The sequence below is a fragment of the Amycolatopsis sp. NPDC059021 genome (assembly GCF_042739895.1).
Taxonomy (GTDB): Bacteria; Actinomycetota; Actinomycetes; order Mycobacteriales; family Pseudonocardiaceae; genus Amycolatopsis.
This window is the reverse complement of sequence record NZ_JBHYIQ010000082.1, coordinates 1-18,884: the sequence shown is the minus strand read 5'-3', so window position 1 is coordinate 18,884 and position 18,884 is coordinate 1. Positions and strand designations below refer to the sequence as shown.

The window sequence follows — 18,884 nt, the reverse complement described above, 5'->3', positions numbered from 1 at the left end:
CGCGGGATCATCGGGTTATCCCCCGGCAAAATCCGAAGTGGACAACGCCATTTTCGCACTGGCGACAGGCCGTTGACCGCCCCGGGAGACTACGTTGTCCCGTCGCACAGGTCAACGAAGAATGCGTCTTCTTGGCAGGCGCATTGCCTCAAGGGGCACTGTGCTATGCGCTCGCTGGACCACGCGGAACTGCGATAGGTAGCGTCCCGGCTACCGTCAGGCCTTGTCACCACCGAACTTCTCGTCTCCCCGCGAATAGACGGCGAAGTTTCTCGAGCTCCCGGAGAACCACATGAGTCTCGTCGCCGGCGATTCCCCCGCGCGGAACCTCGATGGTTCGAGAGACATTCCGCTGCTCAGCTACCCGCTCCACGTGTCCGGTCAGGACACCGACGGTGCCGGCTGGGTCTACACGGTCAGCTCACGTTCGCTGCTGCACGACGCCTTCACCAGTATCAGTCTCAAAAGGACACTGGAACAGGACGCCGATTCGGCCGCGGCGCGGCATCCCTACGTCGTCGGCCGCTGCGCGGTCGCGGGTGACGAGGACGTCGAGCGGGCGCTGGAGGCGGCGGCCACGGCGGCACCCGAGTGGGCACGGGTGCCGCTGGAGCGCCGGATGGAACTGGGCGCGGCCTTCCGGAAGAAGCTGCTGGAGCACGAGGACGAGTTCCTCCGGTTGCTGGTCGCGGAGGCCCATCCGATCGCACTCGCCCGCTGGGAACTGAGCTGTTTGCTCCAGGTGTACAGCGAGGAAAGCTGTTCGTGGTACCAGCGCAACATGTACGCCGAGTTCGGCCACGACGGACGCGGCCTCATCGTGCGGCGCAGGCCGGACGGCGTCGTCTGTCTCAATCCGCCTCAGAACGCGCCGGCACCGAGCGCCGCGCTGGCCATGCTGATGGTGATGGCGGGCAACGCGGTGGTGGTCCGCGCACCCCGGAGTATCGCGTTGAGCACCATGTACGTGCTGCGGGAGCTGGCGGTTCCGTTGCTCGGCGAACTGGGCGCGCCGCCGGGCACGCTCAACCTGCTCTGCGGCAACCCCGGCCGGATGCTCCGGCAGTGGGTGGACAGCCCGCTGGTGAACGACATCTTCTACATCGGGGGCGTCGAGGAGGGGCTGAAGCTCGAACAGGAATGCGTCGCCAAGGGCAAGAAGCCGGTCCTGGAGCTGGCCGGGAACGACGGCCTGGTGGTGTGGGCGGACGCGAACCTGGAGCACGCGGCCGAGGCCATCGCCGAATGTTTCTACGGCTCGGGCCAGCTCTGCATGGTGCCCAACTACGTGGTCGCGCACCCGGCGATCGCCGACGAGCTGATCGAACTGGTCGCCCGGCAGGCCGCCAGGATCAGGCCCGGCGACCCCGACGACGAGGACGTGCTGCTTTCCCCGGTACGCCGCACCGAACGCTTCTTCGAGCTCCTCGACCAGACGACGAAGCTGGGTGCCCGCCTGGTGTGCGGAGGAAAACGGATCGAAGCGGACGGCACCGTGTCCGACACCGGCGTCTTCCTGCAACCCACCGTGGTCCGCGTGGCCGGGCTCGCCCGCGCGCGTGAGCACGACGTGGTGCGCGAAGAGACGTTCTTCCCGCTGCTGCCCATCGTCGTCCCCGAACCGGATCCCGGCGACGCCCTGCTGGACAGCGTGCTGGAGTTCGTCAACGCCAACAAGTACGGGCTGCGCAACTCCTTGTGGACGCGCTCCCAGGACGTGGTCGACGCGTTCGTCGACGGAGTCGGCAACGGCGGGCTGCTCAAGGTGAACGACTCCCACATCGGCTTCCTGCCCTACCTGCCCAGCCACGGCGGCACCGGGCTCACCGGCGGAGCGTTCGGCGAGGCCAACTATCCGATGTTCCGGACGTCGCATCTGCAGGGCGTGGCCATCGCCCAGGACGTCAGCCCGCAGCGCGAAATCCTCGGCAGGCTCCTCGGCGGAGGTGACAACCGGAAATGCGACAGGTCGCACTGAACATCGTCTTCGGCGAAGCACGGATCGACGAGGTTTTCGACGCCGTGCTCCGCTGGGAGCTGCCCGCTCCCGAAACCGGGTCGAGCTGGGAATGGGACGGCGAGACGTCGAACGCCGCGCCGGTGGTCACCTCGGGCGTCCGGCCGCGCTGGCTCGACTTCCGCACCGGAAAGCTGCGCTGGAACGAAGAGATTCGTTCCCACCGCGAGGACCAGGAGATCCGCTTCGCGTTGACGGACGGCGACTTCGCGGAGTTCGCCGGACGCTGGGCGTTCCGCGCCGCAGGCGACGACGTGGCCGTCCGGTTCGAGGTCGGCTTCGACTTCGGCATTCCCAGTATGGAGTCCATTTTGGACCCCATCGCCGAGGCGGCGATCACGGCCACCATCTCGCGCGCGGTGCGTGGAATGGCACCACCGGGACGCGTCGAGGACGACGCTCTGGAACGGTCCCGGCGATGACCGGGCGGACGGGCGTACTCGCCGGCATCGGGGCGTGGCTGCCGCCGGACCTGGTGACCAACGCCGACCTCGCGGACCGGCTGGACACCTCGGACGAGTGGATCCGCCGCCGCACCGGGATCCGGCAGCGGCACGCCGTGCCTGCCGGGATGGCGGCCTCCGATCTGGCCGTCGAAGCGTGTTCCCGGGCGTTGAAGTCCGCCGAGGTGTCGCAAGTGGACGCTGTCGTGCTCACCACGTCCACACCGGACCGGCCGCTGCCCGCCACCGCCCCGGCCGTGGCGGCCCGGCTCGGTCTCGGCACCGTCCCCGCCTTCGACGTTTCGGCGGTGTGCAGCGGATTCCTCTATGGACTCGCCGTCGCGTCCGGCCTCGTCGCGGCGGGCACCGCCGACCGCGTCCTGCTGGTCGCCACCGAGGTGTACAGCTCGATCGTCGACCCGCTCGACCGCTCGACGGCCGTCATCTTCGGCGACGGCGCCGCGGCCGCCGTACTGCGGGCGGGCTCCGCCGACGAGCCGGGAGCGCTGGGGCCCGTGGTGCTGGGCAGCGACGGCGAATTCGGCGACCTGATCCGGATTCCCGCGGGCGGGTCCCGGCAACGCGTCCCCCTGGAACCCGGCGACGAGTACTTCCGGATGGCGGGCAGCGAGGTGTTCCGGCACGCCGTGAACCGCATGTCCGAGGCGTGCCGGCAGGCCGTCACCGCGGCGGGCTGGCAGCTGGCGGACGTCGAGCGGCTGGCCGCGCATCAGGCCAACGCCCGCATTCTCGGCGCGCTCGGTGACGAACTCGGCCTGCCGCCCGGCCACGTGCTGTCCAATATCGACACCGTCGGCAACACCGGCTCCGCCTCGGTCCCGCTGCTGCTCACGCAGGCGGCCGCGGACGGCCGCGTGGAACCCGGTCAGCGTGTACTGCTCACCGCTTTCGGCGGCGGTCTGGCCTGGGGTGCGACGACCCTGACCTGGCCCGCGGTCCCGGCTCTGGGCCCGTCCGAACACCCGAGTCGAAGGGATTGATCGGTATGTTCGAGATATTGCAGGAGATCCTGGTCGGCAAGCTGAAGGTCCCGGCGGCGGAAATCAGCTCCGGCGCGAGCCCGGCGGACGTCGATCTCGACTCGCTGGCGATCGTCGAGCTGTCCATGGTGCTGGAGAAGGAGCTCGGCATCGCGATCAGCGAAGACGAGATCACGAAGGCGGCCACGCTCGGCGACATCGCCCGGCTGATGGAGCAGCGGAACGCGAAGGTCTGATGGGCACCGAGGTGGCGGTCACCGGCCTGGGGCTGGTGACCCCGGCCGGTATCGGCGTCCCGGCGAACTGGGCGGCGGTCCGCGCGGGAAAGCCGGCCGCCGCTTGGGACGCGGCAGTGTCCCGGATTTCCTGCCGGGTACCCGGTTTCGACACCGAGGAGCTGCTGGGAGCGCGGCGTGCGCTCCGCCTGGACCCGTTCGTCCAGTTCGCGCTCGTGGCGGCGTCGGAGGCGATCGCGGACGCCCGGCTGGACCCGGAAACCTGGGACGGCGCCCGCGTGGGCGTCGTGCTCGGCTGCGCCGACGGCGGTCCGGGCACCACCGAAGCACAGCATCGGGTGTTCCTGGACGAAGGCGCGCACCGGGTTTCCCCCTTGCTGTTGCCGATGCGATTGCCCAACATGCTCGCCGGGCAGATGGCGATGCAGTTCGGCGCGAAAGGGCCGAACCTGGTCGTGGCCACCGCGTGCGCCTCCGGTGCCACGGCGGTGGGCATGGCGTGCGATCTGCTCGCGCTCGACCGCTGCGACGTCGTGCTGGCCGGGGGCAGCGAAGCGATGCTGACGCCGCTGACGCTGGCCGGGTTCGCCAGGATGGGCGCGTTGTCCGAGCGGTTCGGCGAACCACACCGGGCCTCCCGGCCCTTCGACGCGGACCGCGACGGATTCGTGGCAGGCGAAGGTGCCGGTGTGCTCGTGCTGGAGCGGTCCGCGGACGCGCGCGCCAGGGGCGTCACCGCGCACGCCCGCGTCGTCGGCCACGGGGCGAGCGCCGACGCCCACCACATCACCAAGCCGGAACCGCACGGCCTCGGCGGCGAGGCCGCGATCCTGGCCGCGCTGGCCGACGCCGGTGTCGGCCCACGCGAGGTGTCCCACGTCAACGCCCACGGAACGTCCACTCCGGCCAACGATCGCACCGAAGCGGCCTTGCTTGCCCGGCTCCTGCCGCACCGGCCTCTGGTCACTTCCACGAAGGGCGTGACCGGTCACCTGCTCGGCGCCGCCGGCGCGGTGGAGGCCGTCTATACGGTGCTCACCGCCGAACACGGCATTATTCCCCCGACGGCGAACCTGGAGAAACTGGATCCGGAGATCGACATCGACGTGGCCACCACGGCGACGTCCGCCAGGATCGCCTTGGCGCTCAGCAACTCCTTCGGTTTCGGCGGGCAGAACGCGGTCCTGGCGATCGCCCGCGCCTAGGAATCACGGCAGTCCGGCGCGCTGGACCGAGGTGCCGATCACCTCGTCGGCAACCCACCGCGCGACGCCGGCAGGGTAGGGAGCCGGCAACCCGAGAACGACGTGGCCGAAGCCCGCGTCGACCGCTTCGCCGATCGCGTCCCGGGTGGCGCCGGGCCGGTCGTACGACACGGGCAGGTGAATCGAGCGGGTGATCGAGGCGGGATCCCGGCCGATTTCGGTGCAGTAGCGGTCGAGCAGCGCGCTGCGCTGGACGACGTCTTCGAGGTCGCCGCCGGGAATGTTCCACAGATCGGCGTGCTCGGCGACCACACGTAACGTCGAGGCCGCGCGGCCGCCGATCATGATCGGCGGATGCGGGCGCTGGACGGGCTTGGGATTGCCGAACGCCCTGGCGAGGCGGACGTGGTCGCCGTCGAAGTCGAACGGTTCCGCCTCCGTCCACAAGCGACGGATGACCGCGCACGCTTCGGCCAGCGCGGCCACGGCGTGCGCGGCGTCGTGGTAGGGCAGGCCGTGTGCGTCGTACTCGCGGCGGGCCAGCGGATGACCGGGCCGTGAGCCCGCGCCGATGCCGAAGTCGAGCCGTCCGCCGGAGACGATGTCGACGGTCGTGGCGATCTTGGCCAGCATCGCGGGCGGCCGGAACCGGTTGCTGGTCACCAGAATCCCGAGCCGCAACCGCTCGGTCCGCGCCGCGAGGGCCGAAAGCAGTGTCCAGCCCTCGAAAATCGGCCCCGCCGGGTCACCGCCGATGGGCATGAGGTGATCGAACAGCCACGCGTGCTCGATCTCCGGGATCGCGTCGGCCTCGCGCCAGACCCGCAGGAGGTCGTCGTAGCCGACCTGCATGGGCGCGGTCATGATCCCGAAACGGGGAGGGGGCATGGGAGTTCCTTCCGGGGAACGGAGCGGGCCTGGCATCATGACCAAGCGGAACAGTGCTCCGCTAACTATACGGAGCACTGTTCCGCTTATCAACCACGGCCATGGAAGGAACGCGGTGAAGGACGACGATCCAGGCGCGACCCGGTCCAAGCGCGCGGACGCCCGGCGCAACGAGAAGGCGTTGCTCGACGCGGCCGCCGCGGTTTTCGTGGCATCGGGCGTGGACGCGCCGGTACGCGACATCGCGGCCAAGGCCGGCGTCGGGATGGGCACGATCTACCGGCACTTCCCGACGCGAGCGGATCTCATCATCGCCGTCTACCGGCATCAGGTCGAGACCCTCGCCGAGGCAGGCCCGGCCCTGCTGGCGAGCAGCGCGACACCGTATGCGGCGCTGGCGAAATGGCTCGACCGCTTCGTCGATTTCCTGGTCACCAAGCACGGGCTCGCGGCCGTGCTGCAGTCCGACGCCGCGGGCTTCGACTCGCTGCACGCCTACTTCATCGACCGTCTCGAACCGGTGGGCGCCCAGTTGCTCGACGCCGCGGCCGAATCCGGCGAAATCCGCTCCGGGGTGCAGGCCTACGAACTCATGCGCGGCGTGGGAAAACTCTGCATCGGCGCGGACAACGATCCCCGCTACGACGCGCGGCGGCTGGTCGAACTCCTGATCGCGGGGCTACGCCAGGCTCACTGACTTCGTCACGTTCCCGGCGCCGTGGCCCGATTCCCGGAAGGCCCGCAGGGCAGCCGGAGCGATGGGGTGCCCGGTCAGATGCGGGTCGGCGCCGCGGAAACCGTGTGCGCGCAGCACGTCGTAATGGCGGCGGGAGGTTTCCCGGGTGGGCAGGCCGATCGTCGTCGGCAGGTCCCAGGCCGTGACGAACAGGCCCGCGCTGAGACAGCCCATGACCTCGTGCGGGTTGGCGCGCAGGGCGATCAGCTCCTCGCGGTCCATCAGCGGGACGAGGCTGTCGTCCGGCAGAAAGCGGTGCTCCGTCATGGCCGAGGGAGTGTGGAGTTCGCCCGCTTCGGTGGCGATGATGTCGGCCGACGTGGTCATCCGGGCGACGGCCGCGTCGATGTCGAACGATCGCGGCCACGAATCGTCCAAGATCACCGTGCCGGGGCGGACCCGCGAAAGGTCGAAAGCGTTCCCGGTCGAGGTGGCGCCGATGAGGAAGGTCGCGTCGTACACGGCTTGCGGCGCGGTGCCGTTTTCGGCGGTGGCGACGACGAGTTCACCGCGGTAACCGGCCTCGACGACTTCGGCCGCGGCCCGCTCCCCCACGATCGGCGACCGGTCGTAGAGCACGAGCCGGGCCGGATGCGGCAGGACGTCGAGCATGAGCAGCAGTGCGGAGCGCCCGATCGAGCCGAGGCCGACGGCGGCCACCTCCTCCCGCGCCGTCGTCCGTCCGGTCGCGTCGAGGAGCCGCTCCATGTTGAGCACCACCGCGGCCACGGTGGCTCCGTGCCCGGTGGTCACCCGCGGCAGGCCTCGCGCCGGCGCGAGGTCCCGCCCGAAGTCCAATGCGGAGGCCAGCAGCCCGGTCAGGGTCACCGCGCGGGCGCCGAGATCCCCCGCCGTCTCGATGGCGCTGGTGCTCATGGCGACCAGGTCGGCCTTCGGGCTGGTGTACAGATCACCGGCCTCGATCGGCAGAGCCAGCAGCCCGATCGTGCCGTCGGCGGTCTCGACCACGTGGGTGAGCACGGGCTCGCCACGATGCCAGTCCTGATAGCGGACGCGTTCGTCCGCGTCGAAGGTGGGCAGGTACGACAGCGCGGCGGCGTCGAGGCGGGGCAGCGCACCGGCCCGGATCAGCTCGGGCAGCGGACGTGCGTGGTCTCGCGCGAAGGGGCGCGGGCCGCGGGTACCCGAGGTGAGGGGACGGTGTTTTGGCTTCCCGGCGATGTTCTGGCCCAGCGCGTCGGCCAGTTCGAGAATCGTGCTGTGCCGCCACAACTCCGCCGGCTCGACCAGGACGTCCAGCTCGTGGCGCAGGTGAGCCACCAGCTGGAGGATGACCAGCGAGTCGGCACCGAGGTCGGTGAGGTCATCGCCGACCCCGACCCCGCCGGTGCCGAGAACGGACTCCCAGACGCCGACGAGTTGTTTCTGCAAGGGCGTGCGCGGCGGGAGATACGGGACGTCGCCGGCGCGGGCGTACCACGGGGCCGGAAGCGCCGCGCGATCCAGCTTTCCGCTGGCCGTCACCGGCAGTTCGAGCATCGGCACGACGACGCGGGGCACCGCGTACGGCGGTAGTTCGAGCGCGGCGTGCTCACGGATACCGGCCGGTGTGACGGACGCGCCGTCGGCGGCGACGACGTAGGCGACCAGGCGGCGGACGCCGCTCGGGGACGTGCTCGTGGCGGCGGCGACCTGGAAGACACCCGGATGCCGCCCGACGACCGCTTCCACCTCGCCCAGTTCGACCCGGAAGCCGTTGATCTTGACCTGGTGATCCAGCCTGCCGAAGTATTCGAGTTCCCCGTCGGACCGCTGCCGGACCTGATCCCCGGTGTGATAGCGGCGGCCGGCGGGCAGGTCGCCGAGGGTGAAACGTCGCGCGGTCAGCTCGGGCTGATTGCGGTAGCCGTGCGCCAGGCTATCCCCACCCACCAGCAGCTCGCCCTGTTCACCGGGGGCGACGGGCCGGCCGTCCGCGTCCGCGACGGTCACCGTGACGTGTGGCAAAGGCTTGCCGATCGGCGGCAGCTCCGGCCATTCCGCGGCGGGCGGCACCAAGCGGAAGGACGTCACGATGTGCGTCTCGGTCGGTCCGTAGTGGTTTTCCAGCACGCAACCGGTGCGCTCGAAGAACTCGCGGATCACCGGAGTCACCACCAGCTGCTCGCCCGCCGCGATGACCTCGCGCAGCGCCAGTCCCGCCCCGGGCGCGGACCGGGCCGCGGCGGCAAGATGCTGCAGCGCGACCGGTGGCAGGAACAGGCGCTCTATGCGGGCCTCGCACAGGAAGCGCAGCAGCGCGGCGCCGTCGTCGCGCACGTGCTCCGGCGCGATGACCAGGGTGCCCCGCAGGTCCCAGGTGGAAAAGATCTCCTGGAAGCTGACGTCGAAGCCGAGCGGCGCGAACTGGCAGGTCCTCGGCCGGTCTGCCCAGCGTTGTTCCCGTTGCCAGGACAGCAGTCCAGAAAGCGCTTTCCTTGCCATCTCGACGCCTTTCGGCGCTCCCGTCGAGCCGGAGGTGTAGATGATGTAGGCGAGTTCGTCCTCTTTGGACTCGCGGACGGGAAGGCCGACTTCGCAGGATCCCACAGGAGGTTCGTCCACGAGCGAGTCCAGCTCGATGATCATCGGGTGCCCCGCCACGAGCGTCCGCAGACGCCCGGTGGTGACGACGGCCGGCGCACCGGCGTCCTCGAGCATGTGCCGCAGGCGCTGCTCGGGATAACGGGGATCGAGCGGCAGGTACGCCGCGCCGGCACGCAGGACGGCGAGCGTGGCGACGGCGACCGCCGCGGAACGCGGGAGGAGAATCCCGATGATCGTGCCAGGACCGAGTCCGGCGCGCCGCAGCGTCGTCGCCAGCGCGTCGGCTTGTGCGACCAGTTCGGTGTAACTGAGCTTCAGTTCACCGTCCTCCACGGCGATGAGCCGGCCTTCCGAGTCCGGCAGCGGCTGGTCCAGCAGGCCGGGCACGAGCCCGGCGGCTGTGGTCGGAGAGGCGGGTGTCAGGAGTGGCACGCGATCGGCCTGGGTGTCCATCGAGGAGCCTCCAGATGCGTTGTGGAGTGGGGAATTCTCGCCTCGAGAGCGCGTTCAGCTTGGCAGCGGAGGTTCACCGGCTGCGATGTTCTTGGGGAATTCGCGCAGAAAAACGAACCGAACAGGCACCCTTGGACGACCACCTCTTCACCGCGGCCTCGGATCGGCACGCCGGGGCCGCGACCACCACGACCAACGCGGGGACGAGGAGGAACAACAGCGCGGTACCGAGGCCCGACGTCGTCGCGATCCACGCGATGACGGGCGGGCTGATCACGGTGCCGAGGTAGGCGGCCGAGCTGACCTGGGCGACCGCGGCCGCGCTGTGCGGCATCCTGGCGGCCGCGCTGTAGACCTGGGGCACGATCCCCGCGCTGCCCGCTCCGGCCACCGCCCACCCGGCGATGCTCACCGGGAAGGCGGCCGCCGCGATCGCGAGACCGATGCCGCCCGCGACAACGACTCCGCTGACCCGGAGCAGCGCCACCGGCCCGACCCGGCGCGCGATCCGGTCCATGAGAAAACGTCCCGCGGTCGCGGTGATCGCGAAGGCGCCATAACCGGACGCGGCGAGGCCGGGTCCGATGTCGAACGTCTTGACCAGCCACACTCCCGACCAGTCGCCGACGGCTCCCTCGCACATCAAGGCGCTGAGTGCCAGCGCGGCGAGAACCCACACCCGCCGAGGGGTGGCACGGCGGACCCGCGACACCGGATTCCGAGGCTGGGTAAGGAATTCCGTCGGCGACCGATGCCGCACCAGCCCGCAGGCAGCGCCGAGCAGGAGCCCACCGCACCCCAGGACGGCGGCCAGCGGCACGCCTGCCTGCACCGCCGCACCGCCGAGCGCGGTCGCCGTCAGCGTCGCCAGGCTCCACGCACCGTGAAACGAGGACATCACCGGACGCCCATACGCGGCCTCGACTTCGCCCGCGTAGGCGTTCATGGCCAAATCCAGCAGACCGAGGCCCGCGCCCAGCGGGAGCACCGCGATCGCGAGTCCCACGGTCGTGCTCGCGACTCCGGGGAGAACCAGAGCGAGCCCGGCGAGCAACCCGCAAACCTGGCTGACGCGTGCCGGTGAAAAGCGGCGCAGCAGCACCGGCCCGGCAATCCGCACGGTGAGAACCGCGCTCGCGGCCAGCGTGAAAAGGGCGAGCCCGAGTGCGCCGTCGCCGAGGCCGAGCCCGGCTTTCACCGCGGGTATGGCCACGATCCACAACGCGGTGATGGCGCCGTGCACACAGAAATGGACGAAGACCACGCGCCGGGTCCGGCGCCACGAATCCGGCGGCGGTTTGGTCAGCACGCCGGCCGGATCCCGAGCAGCCCTTCCAGAACACGGGCGACACCGTCGTCGTCATTGCCCGGCGCCTGCCTGCCGACGGCCGCCAAAACGCGCGGATGCGCGTTTTGCATGGCGAAGGATATGCCCGCCCAGTTCAGCACCGGCAGGTCGTTGGGCATGTCACCGAAGGCGACGACCGAGTCCGCAGTGCGGCCCATCGCGGCGACCAGCTGGGCGACGGTCGTTCCTTTGTTCACCCCGGCGGCGTTGACCTCCACCACGCCGAGGCTGTTGCCCCAGGAGATCTCCGCCTTTCCGGCGAGTGCGACGTCCAGCGCACCCGCGATTTCCTCGCTCGGGAGCCGCGGATGCCAAGCGAGGATTTGCAACACTTCCGATTCACGGAGACCACCGACCGGAATACCCTCCTCGACGCTGGAGGTGAACGGGAAGCCTTCGACGAATCGTAATCCGCGGAGATCTTCCACCGCTAGAATGACCTCGGGAACCGCCCGCGCCAGCAAAGTGAGCACGGCGGGCAGCAGTTCGTTCGCGAAAGGCCGGGTGCGGCACACCTTTCGCGTGCCGTGGTCGTAGACGGCCGCGCCGTTGGCACACACGGTCCGACCGCGGTGACCGGTCAGCGCGCCCACTTGATCGAGGTCACGGAGGGCACGGCCGGTCGCGAAAACGACGTCGTGACCGAGCCCGGCGAGTGCGGACAGCACACGCACCGTGCGGGCCGACGCCGTGCCATCCGAACGCAACAGCGTGCCATCGATGTCCGTCAGGATGACGAGCCTGCCGTCCGGCACCTGGATATCGGCGAGATCCACCGCCGCACGCGGTGCGTTCGGGCGATCACTCCCGGGACCACCGACGGGGCCGACACCGCCGATAAGCTCCTTCGCCACTTGGATCGCGTGCGTTTGGAGCTGCTCGCACGAGACTGTCATCACGCGGGCTGAGCGGGGACGCTGGGGACCGGCTCCACGACGCGGATCGGATCTTTCCGCCCGGCCGCGTCGAGAGGTGCCTGCTCCGGCGGGTCGAAGTCCACCTCGACGATTTCGATTCCGCGCCGATCGAGTATCTGCCGAAACAGTTCGAGCGAGGACCGGAGCAGGCGGCGCACCCGGTCGAGATCCGTTCCCCGTGCCGAAAGGGTGACGGTCATGCGCACGTCCTTGCCGAAATGCCGGGCACGCGATTTCAGGTACACGCCGTCGTTCCCCTGCGCGTCGAATTCCTGTAACGCACTGTCCAAAACGGACTCTTCGCTCGTCGAAGTGACGACCCGCGCACCGCGAAGGTGACCCGCTCCCAGCCAGCGCTGGAAGACGTCGCCCGCCTGGTCCGCCACGATGTGCTTCAGCTCGCGAGGGACGCCGGGCAATGCCAGAATCCCGCCGCCTGCAACAGTCAGATGGATCGCGGGCGCTACCCCGGCCTCGTTGGGGATGGCCTCCGCGCCGTCGGGAAGGAGCGTCATCTTCGCTCGGGCGCGGTTGGTCTCCGCCGAAGGCAGCCGCTCCACGGCGCCGGCCTGGGCCAGTTGCTCGTAGCGTCGGCCGACGAGCCGGATCGCGGTCTCGTGCGGCAGCATCGGCACCCGCGCGTACGCGCTGATCGCCGCCGCCGTGCGGTCGTCGCGGGTCGAACCGAGACCACCGATGGTGACGACCAGGTTCGCGCCGAGCGCGAAGGACCGCGCCAGCGCGTCGATGATGCGTTCCTGATCGTCGGGCACCGTGCAGATCTGCAGGATCCGCCCGCCCCGGCCACTGATCTGGCGGCACAGCCAGCCGCTGTTGGTATCCGTCGTGCTGCCTTCCAGCACCTCGTTGCCGATGACGACAATCGCGGCGGACCCTGTCATTCTGCACTCCTCGCCTACCCGGGACGACCGGAACCTAGGGGCGGACCAGCACCTTGATCGCCGAACGATCGCCCATCGCCGCGTAGCCATCGGCGACCGAGCTCAAGGGAATGTCCATATCGAACAGTGGCGACGCGTCGAGCTGACCGGCCAGCACCGCGGGCAGCAGTTCGGGAACGTAGTTGCGCGTCGGCGCGACACCGGCCCGGAAGGTGATGTTGCGCCGGACCATGGTGTTCACGTCGACCCAGGTCGGCTGACCGGTGACGCCGACGAGGCAGACGCCGCCCCCGTCCTTCGCCACCCCCACCGCGGTGGCGAGCGACTGGTCGCTGCCGAAGGCGTCGATCACCGAGTCGACGCCGTCGCCGCCGGTGAGCTCCCTGACCTCGTCGATCGCGGCCTGGTCCCTGCTCACGACGATGTCGTCGACGCCGAATTTCCTGGCCATGGCAAGGCGGGGCGCGTGCGCCCCCATGAGGATGATCCGTTCCGCGCCGAGCCGGCGTGCCGCCAGCACACCGCACAGGCCCACCGCGCCGTCGCCGACGACCGCGACCGTCCGGCCGGGCCGCACATCCGTGGTCACGGCCGCGTGATGCCCCGCGGACAGCACGTCCGCCAGCGGCAGCAATCGGCTCTGCAGCGCGAAATCCGGGTGACCGGGCACCGCCACCAGGGTGCCGTCCGCATGGGGCACCCGGACCGCTTCGGCCTGGCAACCGTCGGCGCCGGCCTCGCCCCACAGCCCGCCATGCCGGCAGGACGTCGGCAATCCGTTGACACAGAACGAACATGTCCCGTCCGACCAGGCCAGCGGAGCCACGACGACGTCGCCAGGACACACCGTGCGGACGTCGCGGCCGACGTCGGTGACGACGCCGATGAATTCGTGCCCCATCCGCTGCGGGCCCCGGACCGGATCCACGCCGAGGTAACCACCCAGGTCCGTTCCGCAGACCGCGCTCAGCAGAACCTCGACGACGGCGTCCGTGGATTGTTCGATTCGAGCGTCGGGTACCGTTTCGGCACGGACGTCTCCGGGGCCATGCAATACGGTTGCCAACATCAGCCCTCCAGGGGAGCAGGTGAACTCGGCTTGTCGCTTGCGACGGGCGTGATGACGTCACCGTGAGTGGTGACTCTTCGCTTCGCTCCGAACACGGCCCGCTGATTACACACGCCGGAAATGGGGAGGGCAACCACTCCTCTATGCGATTGCCTCTTGTTCACACAGCAAGTATCCGTACGTGCATTCCCGGCCGAGGCTCTTGTTCCACTTAGGAGCCGACAGTACGATGCTCGCCGCCTTCACGTCGCGACGTCGTCGACTATCCACAATGGACTGACGCCGGCCGAACCCGACCACTCTCGATGCACCGATGTATCCGATACGCTAGTGTATCGAGCATGGAGACCGGCAAGCGAGTGACGAAGCGGCGGGCCGAGACCCGGCAGCGCCTGCTGGAGGCCGCGCTGACGGTGTTCGCCGAGGAGGGCTTCGGCCGGTCCACGGTCGAGCAGATCTGCGACCGGGCCGGGTACACGCGAGGCGCGTTCTACTCGAACTTCGCCTCGCTGGACGAGTTGTTCCTGGTGATGTGGGAGCAGCGGTCCCAGGAGCTGATCACCGGGATGCGGACGACCTTCGGCGAACTCGCGGACACCGAGCCCGGCGACGTCCGCTCGGTGGTCGAGCGGCTGCTCCCGGCGATCCCGCTGGACGACGTCTGGTATCGCGTGAGCGCCGAGTTCACCGCGCACGCCCTGCGCAATCCCGGCCTGCGACGGGTGATGGCGGCCCGCGAGGAGGCCATCCTCGCCGCGGTCATCCCGTACCTGGAGGCCCTGCTCGCCCGGATCGGCCGCGCCGTCCCGGATCCGATGACGCTGGGCCACGCGCTGATCGCCGTGCACGACGGCACCGCCGTGCAGTGCCTGATGGAGCCGGACAACGCCACCGTGTGGCAGCGCCGGACCGACCTCGCCGTCCAGGTCGTGACGGCCTACAGCACCGGAGGAGAGCAGTGAGTTTCGAACCGGACGTCATCGTGGTCGGCGCGGGCCTTGCCGGGCTCGTCGCGACGCACGAGCTGGTCAAGGCGGGCCGCCGCGTGCTGATCGTCGAGCAGGAGAACCGCGAAAACCTTGGCGGGCAGGCATTCTGGTCGCTCGGCGGGCTGTTCTTCGTCGACACCCCGGAGCAGCGGCGGCTCGGGATCAAGGACTCCTACGAGCTGGCGTTGCAGGATTGGCTGGGCTCCGCGGGATTCGATCGCGAGCGCGAGGATCACTGGGCGCGACAGTGGGCACAGGCCTACGTCCGCTTCGCCACCACGGAGAAACGCGAGTACCTGCACGACCTGGGCCTGCGGCTGACTCCCCTGGTCGGCTGGGCCGAACGCGGCGGCGACGCCGGCGGGCACGGCAACTCGGTGCCCCGGTTCCACCTCACCTGGGGCACCGGCCCCGAGGTCGTCCGCGTGTTCGCCGAGCCGGTGCTCGAAGGCGAGAAGCGCGGGCTGGTGCGATTCGCGTTCCGGCACCAGGTCGACGAGCTGATCATCGACGGCGAGGCGGTGACCGGCGTGCGCGGCACCGTGCTGGAGCCGACGGACCTCGAACGCGGCAAGGCGTCGTCGCGGACGGCCGTCGGCGAGTTCGAGTTCCCCGCGAAAGCGGTGCTCGTCGCGTCCGGCGGCATCGGCCACAACCACGACCTCATCCGGCGCAACTGGCCCGCCGGCCGGCTCGGCCCCTGCCCGCGCACGATGATCCCCGGCGTCCCGGCCCATGTGGACGGCCGGATGATCGCGATCACCGAGGAGGCGGGCGGCGCGATCGTCAACCGCGACCGGATGTGGCACTACACCGAAGGAATCCACAACTGGAACCCGATCTGGCCGGACCACGCCATCCGGATCATCCCCGGCCCGTCGTCGCTGTGGTTCGACGCGAACGGGCAGCGGCTGGCCGCGCCGAACTTCCCCGGGTTCGACACCAACGCGACCATGAAGGCCATCCTCGCCACCGGGCAGGACTACTCCTGGTACGTGCTCACGCAGACGATCCTGGAGAAGGAGTTCATGCTTTCCGGGTCGGAGCAGAACCCCGACATCACCGGCAAGGATCTCAAGCAGGTGCTGACCGGCCGGGTCGGCAAGGGCGCGCCGGGCCCGGTGGACGCGTTCAAGCGGTACGGCGTGGATTTCGTCGTCGCGAACTCCCTGACCGAGCTCGTGGACGGGATGAACAAGCTCTCCCGCGGGCCGGTGCTGGACGTCGCCGAGCTGGAGCGTCAGATCGTCGCGCGCGACCGCGAAGTCGGCAACGCGTACTCGAAGGACCTGCAGCTGATGGCCGTCGGCAACGCGCGCCGCTACGTCGGCGACCGCGTCGCGCGGGTCGCGAAACCCCACCGCATCCTCGATCCCGCGCACGGCCCGCTCATCGCGGTGCGGCTGAACATCCTCACCCGCAAGACGCTCGGCGGCGTGCAGACCGACCTCGGCTCTCAGGTACGACGGCCGGACGGGACGCCGCTGGCCGGGCTGTACGCCGCCGGTGAGGTCGCCGGCTTCGGCGGCGGCGGGGTGCACGGCTACAACGCGCTGGAGGGAACATTCCTCGGCGGCTGCATCTTCTCCGGACGGGCCGCGGGCCGCGCGATGGCGAGGACGCTGTCATGATCGGCAGGGCCGGGAAAGCCTGCGTGCGCTGCCGTTCGCCGATTCGTGGTGACACAGGGCTGAAACACCCCCCACCGGCTTGGGGCGGCGCACGATCTGTGCCAAGGTGAGCACAAGCGACGTCATCGCTGCCATCACCCGGATGACGTGTCCGTTGTCGCGGCGCCGAGTCCTGACGGACGGGGGATGGGATCGGATGACCGGCATGCAGCCCGCCGAGATGGTCGAAACTCCCCTGACCACGTTGCTGGAAAACGTGCTGACCGGGGTAAGACGTGACGTGCCAGGCCAGATCGGGAGCGCCGTCAGCATCGCCCACCCCGCGTCCCGGCTCGGGGGCGGCCAGCTGCGGGTGCTGGCCGCGACCGGCGTGGGACGGACCCTCACCCCGATCACCACCGGACATCTGTGGGGCCCGTCACTGCTGGTAGGCGCGGCCGAGGAGCCGATCGCCACCACGAACCTGTGGCACGATCCCCGCTGGCCGCACCTGACCGAGGACGCGGTCCGCGCGCAGGCCCCACCCGAGGACCACGAGGCGATCTCGCGGGTACGCGGGGTGGCCGCGGTTCCCGGCGTCTGGGACGACAACGGCGTCGTAGTCCTCTCGGTGTATCTGGAGGGCCCGGCCGATGAGCACACCCTCGCGGTGCTTGCCCGGCACGAACGCCTGGTGACCAGCGCGGTCACCATCGCCGACATCGCCAGCCGCAACGCCGACGACGCCGACCGGGTCCTCGACGCGCTCGCCTCGCGGGCGATCATCGAACAGGCCAAGGGCGCCCTCATGACACTGCGGCGCTGCGACGCGAACGAGGCGTGGGCGGTGCTGCGGCGGGCCAGCCAGCAGTTCAACGTCAAACTGCGGGAACTGGCGCTCGCACTGGTCGAGCACATCGGCCAGGCGCCGGCCGAACAACCCGGCGACACCGAACGCCACGTCGTCGCCGGCCCGGAGGCCCATCACGCCGCGACTCTGCTGTGGCAGGCGTTCTCGGGCTCCGCCACCGTGGAAGAGATCCGGCTCGACGCGGACTCCCACAGCCGCCAGCCCCCGGCGTAACGCCGTCCGCGCTGTCGCCGTCGCGACTCGCGACATCCGCCGAAAACCCTTACACAGCGACGAAAGTGCGTTCTGCAGCTTCACGTCACGACGCCGTCAGCGAGCCGGGATCGCTGTCCCCGAGCAGCGCGTAGACGTTCCCGGCGAGCGCCACCACGGCGGTTCGCGCAAGCTTGCGCCCGAAGCGCGTTGAGATGCCAAAACCCTTACACAGCAAGGAAAAGTTCCTTCTAGAGGTTCACCCGATTGATAGCACACATGTTCGATCGGGCGGCGTATCGTGGAGGTATGTCAGTCGACAGCAACACCTCCGCGACGCGCACCGAGTGGTGGCGCGAGGATGTCGGCTGCCTGCTGGACAGGCTCCTGGAGTCCGAGTGTGTGCAGCGCCGCGAAGCCGCTGTCCAGGGCGAGGTCATGGCCGAGTTGGAACGGCGCGGAATCCGTGACACCACCGGATACGGAAGTCTCGTGCGACTGTTGCAGGAGACGTTGAACATCCCGTATGCCGAGGCGAAAGCTCGCGCGGCGCGGGCACTGGCGCTCAACGGCACCCGCGACCTGACTTCCGGCGAGCAGCCATCTACTGCGCCCGCGACCGCGCAGGCCGCCGCCGAGGGCGCGGTCGGCGCCGCGCAGATCGACGAAATCCTCCGTGTACTCGACAAACTCCCCAAGACCGTGTCGGCGCAGGACCGGGAGCAGGCGGAGAAAATCCTCGCCGAACTCGCCCGCGCCGCCGGACCCCGAGAAATCCGCGCCGCCGGACGACGCCTGCTCGCCCAGCTCGACCCCGACGGGAAAGAGCCCAAAACCCGGGAACCAAAACCCTTCCAACCCGAGTTCTCCATCGCCCCACACCGCGACGGCGGACACCAGATCAAAGCCCGCGTCGACGATGAAACCTCCGCCCGGCTACAAGCCATGCTGGATCCGCTCGCCAAGCCACGCCCGGCCACCGAGGAAGAGGGCCGCGACACCCGAACCCAGTGGGAGCGACGCGGGTGCGCGTTCTCGGAACTGGTGCGGATGTGGGCCGAACACCCCGACCTGCCCACCCAAGCCGGAGAAGCCACCCACATCGTCGTCACCGTCAGCCTGGAAGAACTACGATCCGGAATCGGACAAGCCACCCTCGACCTACTCGGCGAAATCACCGCCGCCGAAGCACGGCGACTGGCTTGCGACGCGAAGATCGTCCCGATGGTGCTGGGCTCGCACAGCGAACCCCTCGACGTGGGCCGCGCCCAACGCCTCGCCACCCCGGCTATCCGGCGGGCACTGATCCGCCGCGATGGTGGCTGCGCGTTCCCGGGGTGCGATGCGCCCGCTTACCGTTGTACGGTGAGCTTGCCCGGAGGTGGCGGACACCGTCAGAGTGGTTGTGGTGACCACTGGAGGTTGTTCGGATGGCTAGTAGATTTTCGCAGCAGTTCAAG

16 protein-coding genes are annotated in these 18,884 nt (G+C 69.7%); 10 read left to right on the top strand and 6 right to left on the bottom strand.

Features of this window, described 5'->3' with window-relative positions; all coding sequences use genetic code 11:
* Positions 1-292: 292 nt before the first annotated feature.
* Genes ACFWX1_RS35515 through ACFWX1_RS35495 form a run of 5 tightly spaced genes read left to right on the top strand, consistent with a single transcriptional unit; the run spans position 293 to position 4,902 of the window.
* Positions 293-1,978, top strand: coding sequence for an aldehyde dehydrogenase family protein (locus ACFWX1_RS35515; protein ID WP_378394168.1), 1,686 nt, complete (start codon positions 293-295; stop codon positions 1,976-1,978).
* Positions 1,960-2,439 (top strand): SRPBCC family protein, encoded by a 480-nt coding sequence (locus tag ACFWX1_RS35510; protein WP_378394167.1) that lies wholly within the window; start codon positions 1,960-1,962, stop codon positions 2,437-2,439. The genes ACFWX1_RS35515 and ACFWX1_RS35510 overlap by 19 nt, the downstream gene beginning before the upstream one ends.
* Positions 2,436-3,461 (top strand): beta-ketoacyl-ACP synthase III, encoded by a 1,026-nt coding sequence (locus ACFWX1_RS35505; protein WP_378394166.1) that lies wholly within the window; start codon positions 2,436-2,438, stop codon positions 3,459-3,461. The genes ACFWX1_RS35510 and ACFWX1_RS35505 overlap by 4 nt, the downstream gene beginning before the upstream one ends.
* Positions 3,462-3,466: 5 nt before the next feature.
* Entirely contained in the window at positions 3,467-3,697 is a 231-nt protein-coding gene (locus tag ACFWX1_RS35500; RefSeq protein ID WP_378394165.1) for an acyl carrier protein, read from the top strand.
* Positions 3,697-4,902 (top strand): beta-ketoacyl-[acyl-carrier-protein] synthase family protein, encoded by a 1,206-nt coding sequence (locus tag ACFWX1_RS35495; RefSeq protein WP_378394164.1) that lies wholly within the window; start codon positions 3,697-3,699, stop codon positions 4,900-4,902. The genes ACFWX1_RS35500 and ACFWX1_RS35495 overlap by 1 nt, the downstream gene beginning before the upstream one ends.
* 3 nt (positions 4,903-4,905) lie before the next feature.
* Here ACFWX1_RS35495 and ACFWX1_RS35490 read toward each other — a convergent pair whose 3' ends face one another.
* Positions 4,906-5,790, bottom strand: a complete 885-nt coding sequence (locus ACFWX1_RS35490; protein WP_378394163.1) for an LLM class flavin-dependent oxidoreductase — start codon at positions 5,788-5,790, stop codon at positions 4,906-4,908.
* Positions 5,791-5,905: 115 nt separating this feature from the next.
* Between ACFWX1_RS35490 and ACFWX1_RS35485 the strand changes: the two genes are divergently transcribed.
* Complete coding sequence (locus ACFWX1_RS35485; RefSeq protein WP_378394162.1) at positions 5,906-6,487, top strand: TetR/AcrR family transcriptional regulator; 582 nt, start codon at positions 5,906-5,908, stop codon at positions 6,485-6,487.
* Here ACFWX1_RS35485 and ACFWX1_RS35480 read toward each other — a convergent pair.
* The 5 genes from ACFWX1_RS35480 to ACFWX1_RS35460 all read right to left on the bottom strand — a co-directional run bounded on the left by ACFWX1_RS35480 (position 6,470) and on the right by ACFWX1_RS35460 (position 13,762).
* The gene (locus ACFWX1_RS35480; protein WP_378394161.1) at positions 6,470-9,526 is read right to left on the bottom strand and encodes an amino acid adenylation domain-containing protein; all 3,057 of its coding nucleotides are present in this window, start codon (positions 9,524-9,526) and stop codon (positions 6,470-6,472) included. The two genes, ACFWX1_RS35485 and ACFWX1_RS35480, sit on opposite strands and share 18 nt — an antisense overlap.
* Before the next feature lie 73 nt (positions 9,527-9,599).
* Complete coding sequence (locus ACFWX1_RS35475) at positions 9,600-10,835, bottom strand: MFS transporter (RefSeq protein ID WP_378394160.1); 1,236 nt, start codon at positions 10,833-10,835, stop codon at positions 9,600-9,602.
* Entirely contained in the window at positions 10,829-11,728 is a 900-nt protein-coding gene (locus ACFWX1_RS35470) for an HAD hydrolase family protein (protein WP_378394159.1), read from the bottom strand. Before ACFWX1_RS35470 ends, ACFWX1_RS35475 begins: the two co-directional genes overlap by 7 nt.
* Before the next feature lie 41 nt (positions 11,729-11,769).
* Positions 11,770-12,693 carry a competence/damage-inducible protein A gene (locus ACFWX1_RS35465; RefSeq protein ID WP_378394158.1) on the bottom strand — a complete coding sequence of 308 codons (924 nt, stop codon included), beginning with the start codon at positions 12,691-12,693 and terminating at the stop codon, positions 11,770-11,772.
* Between the two features lie 34 nt (positions 12,694-12,727).
* Entirely contained in the window at positions 12,728-13,762 is a 1,035-nt protein-coding gene (locus ACFWX1_RS35460) for a zinc-binding dehydrogenase (RefSeq protein WP_378394157.1), read from the bottom strand.
* A gap of 341 nt (positions 13,763-14,103) precedes the next feature.
* Between ACFWX1_RS35460 and ACFWX1_RS35455 the strand changes: the two genes are divergently transcribed.
* The 4 genes from ACFWX1_RS35455 to ACFWX1_RS35440 all read left to right on the top strand — a co-directional run.
* Positions 14,104-14,724 carry a TetR/AcrR family transcriptional regulator gene (locus ACFWX1_RS35455; protein ID WP_378394156.1) on the top strand — a complete coding sequence of 207 codons (621 nt, stop codon included), beginning with the start codon at positions 14,104-14,106 and terminating at the stop codon, positions 14,722-14,724.
* Positions 14,721-16,382, top strand: coding sequence for an FAD-binding dehydrogenase (locus ACFWX1_RS35450; RefSeq protein WP_378394155.1), 1,662 nt, complete (start codon positions 14,721-14,723; stop codon positions 16,380-16,382). Before ACFWX1_RS35455 ends, ACFWX1_RS35450 begins: the two co-directional genes overlap by 4 nt.
* A 196-nt stretch (positions 16,383-16,578) precedes the next feature.
* Complete coding sequence (locus ACFWX1_RS35445) at positions 16,579-17,445, top strand: ANTAR domain-containing protein (RefSeq protein ID WP_378394154.1); 867 nt, start codon at positions 16,579-16,581, stop codon at positions 17,443-17,445.
* 288 nt (positions 17,446-17,733) lie between these two features.
* A partial coding sequence (locus ACFWX1_RS35440) for a DUF222 domain-containing protein (RefSeq protein ID WP_378394153.1) occupies positions 17,734-18,884 on the top strand: 1,151 nt, incomplete at its 3' end.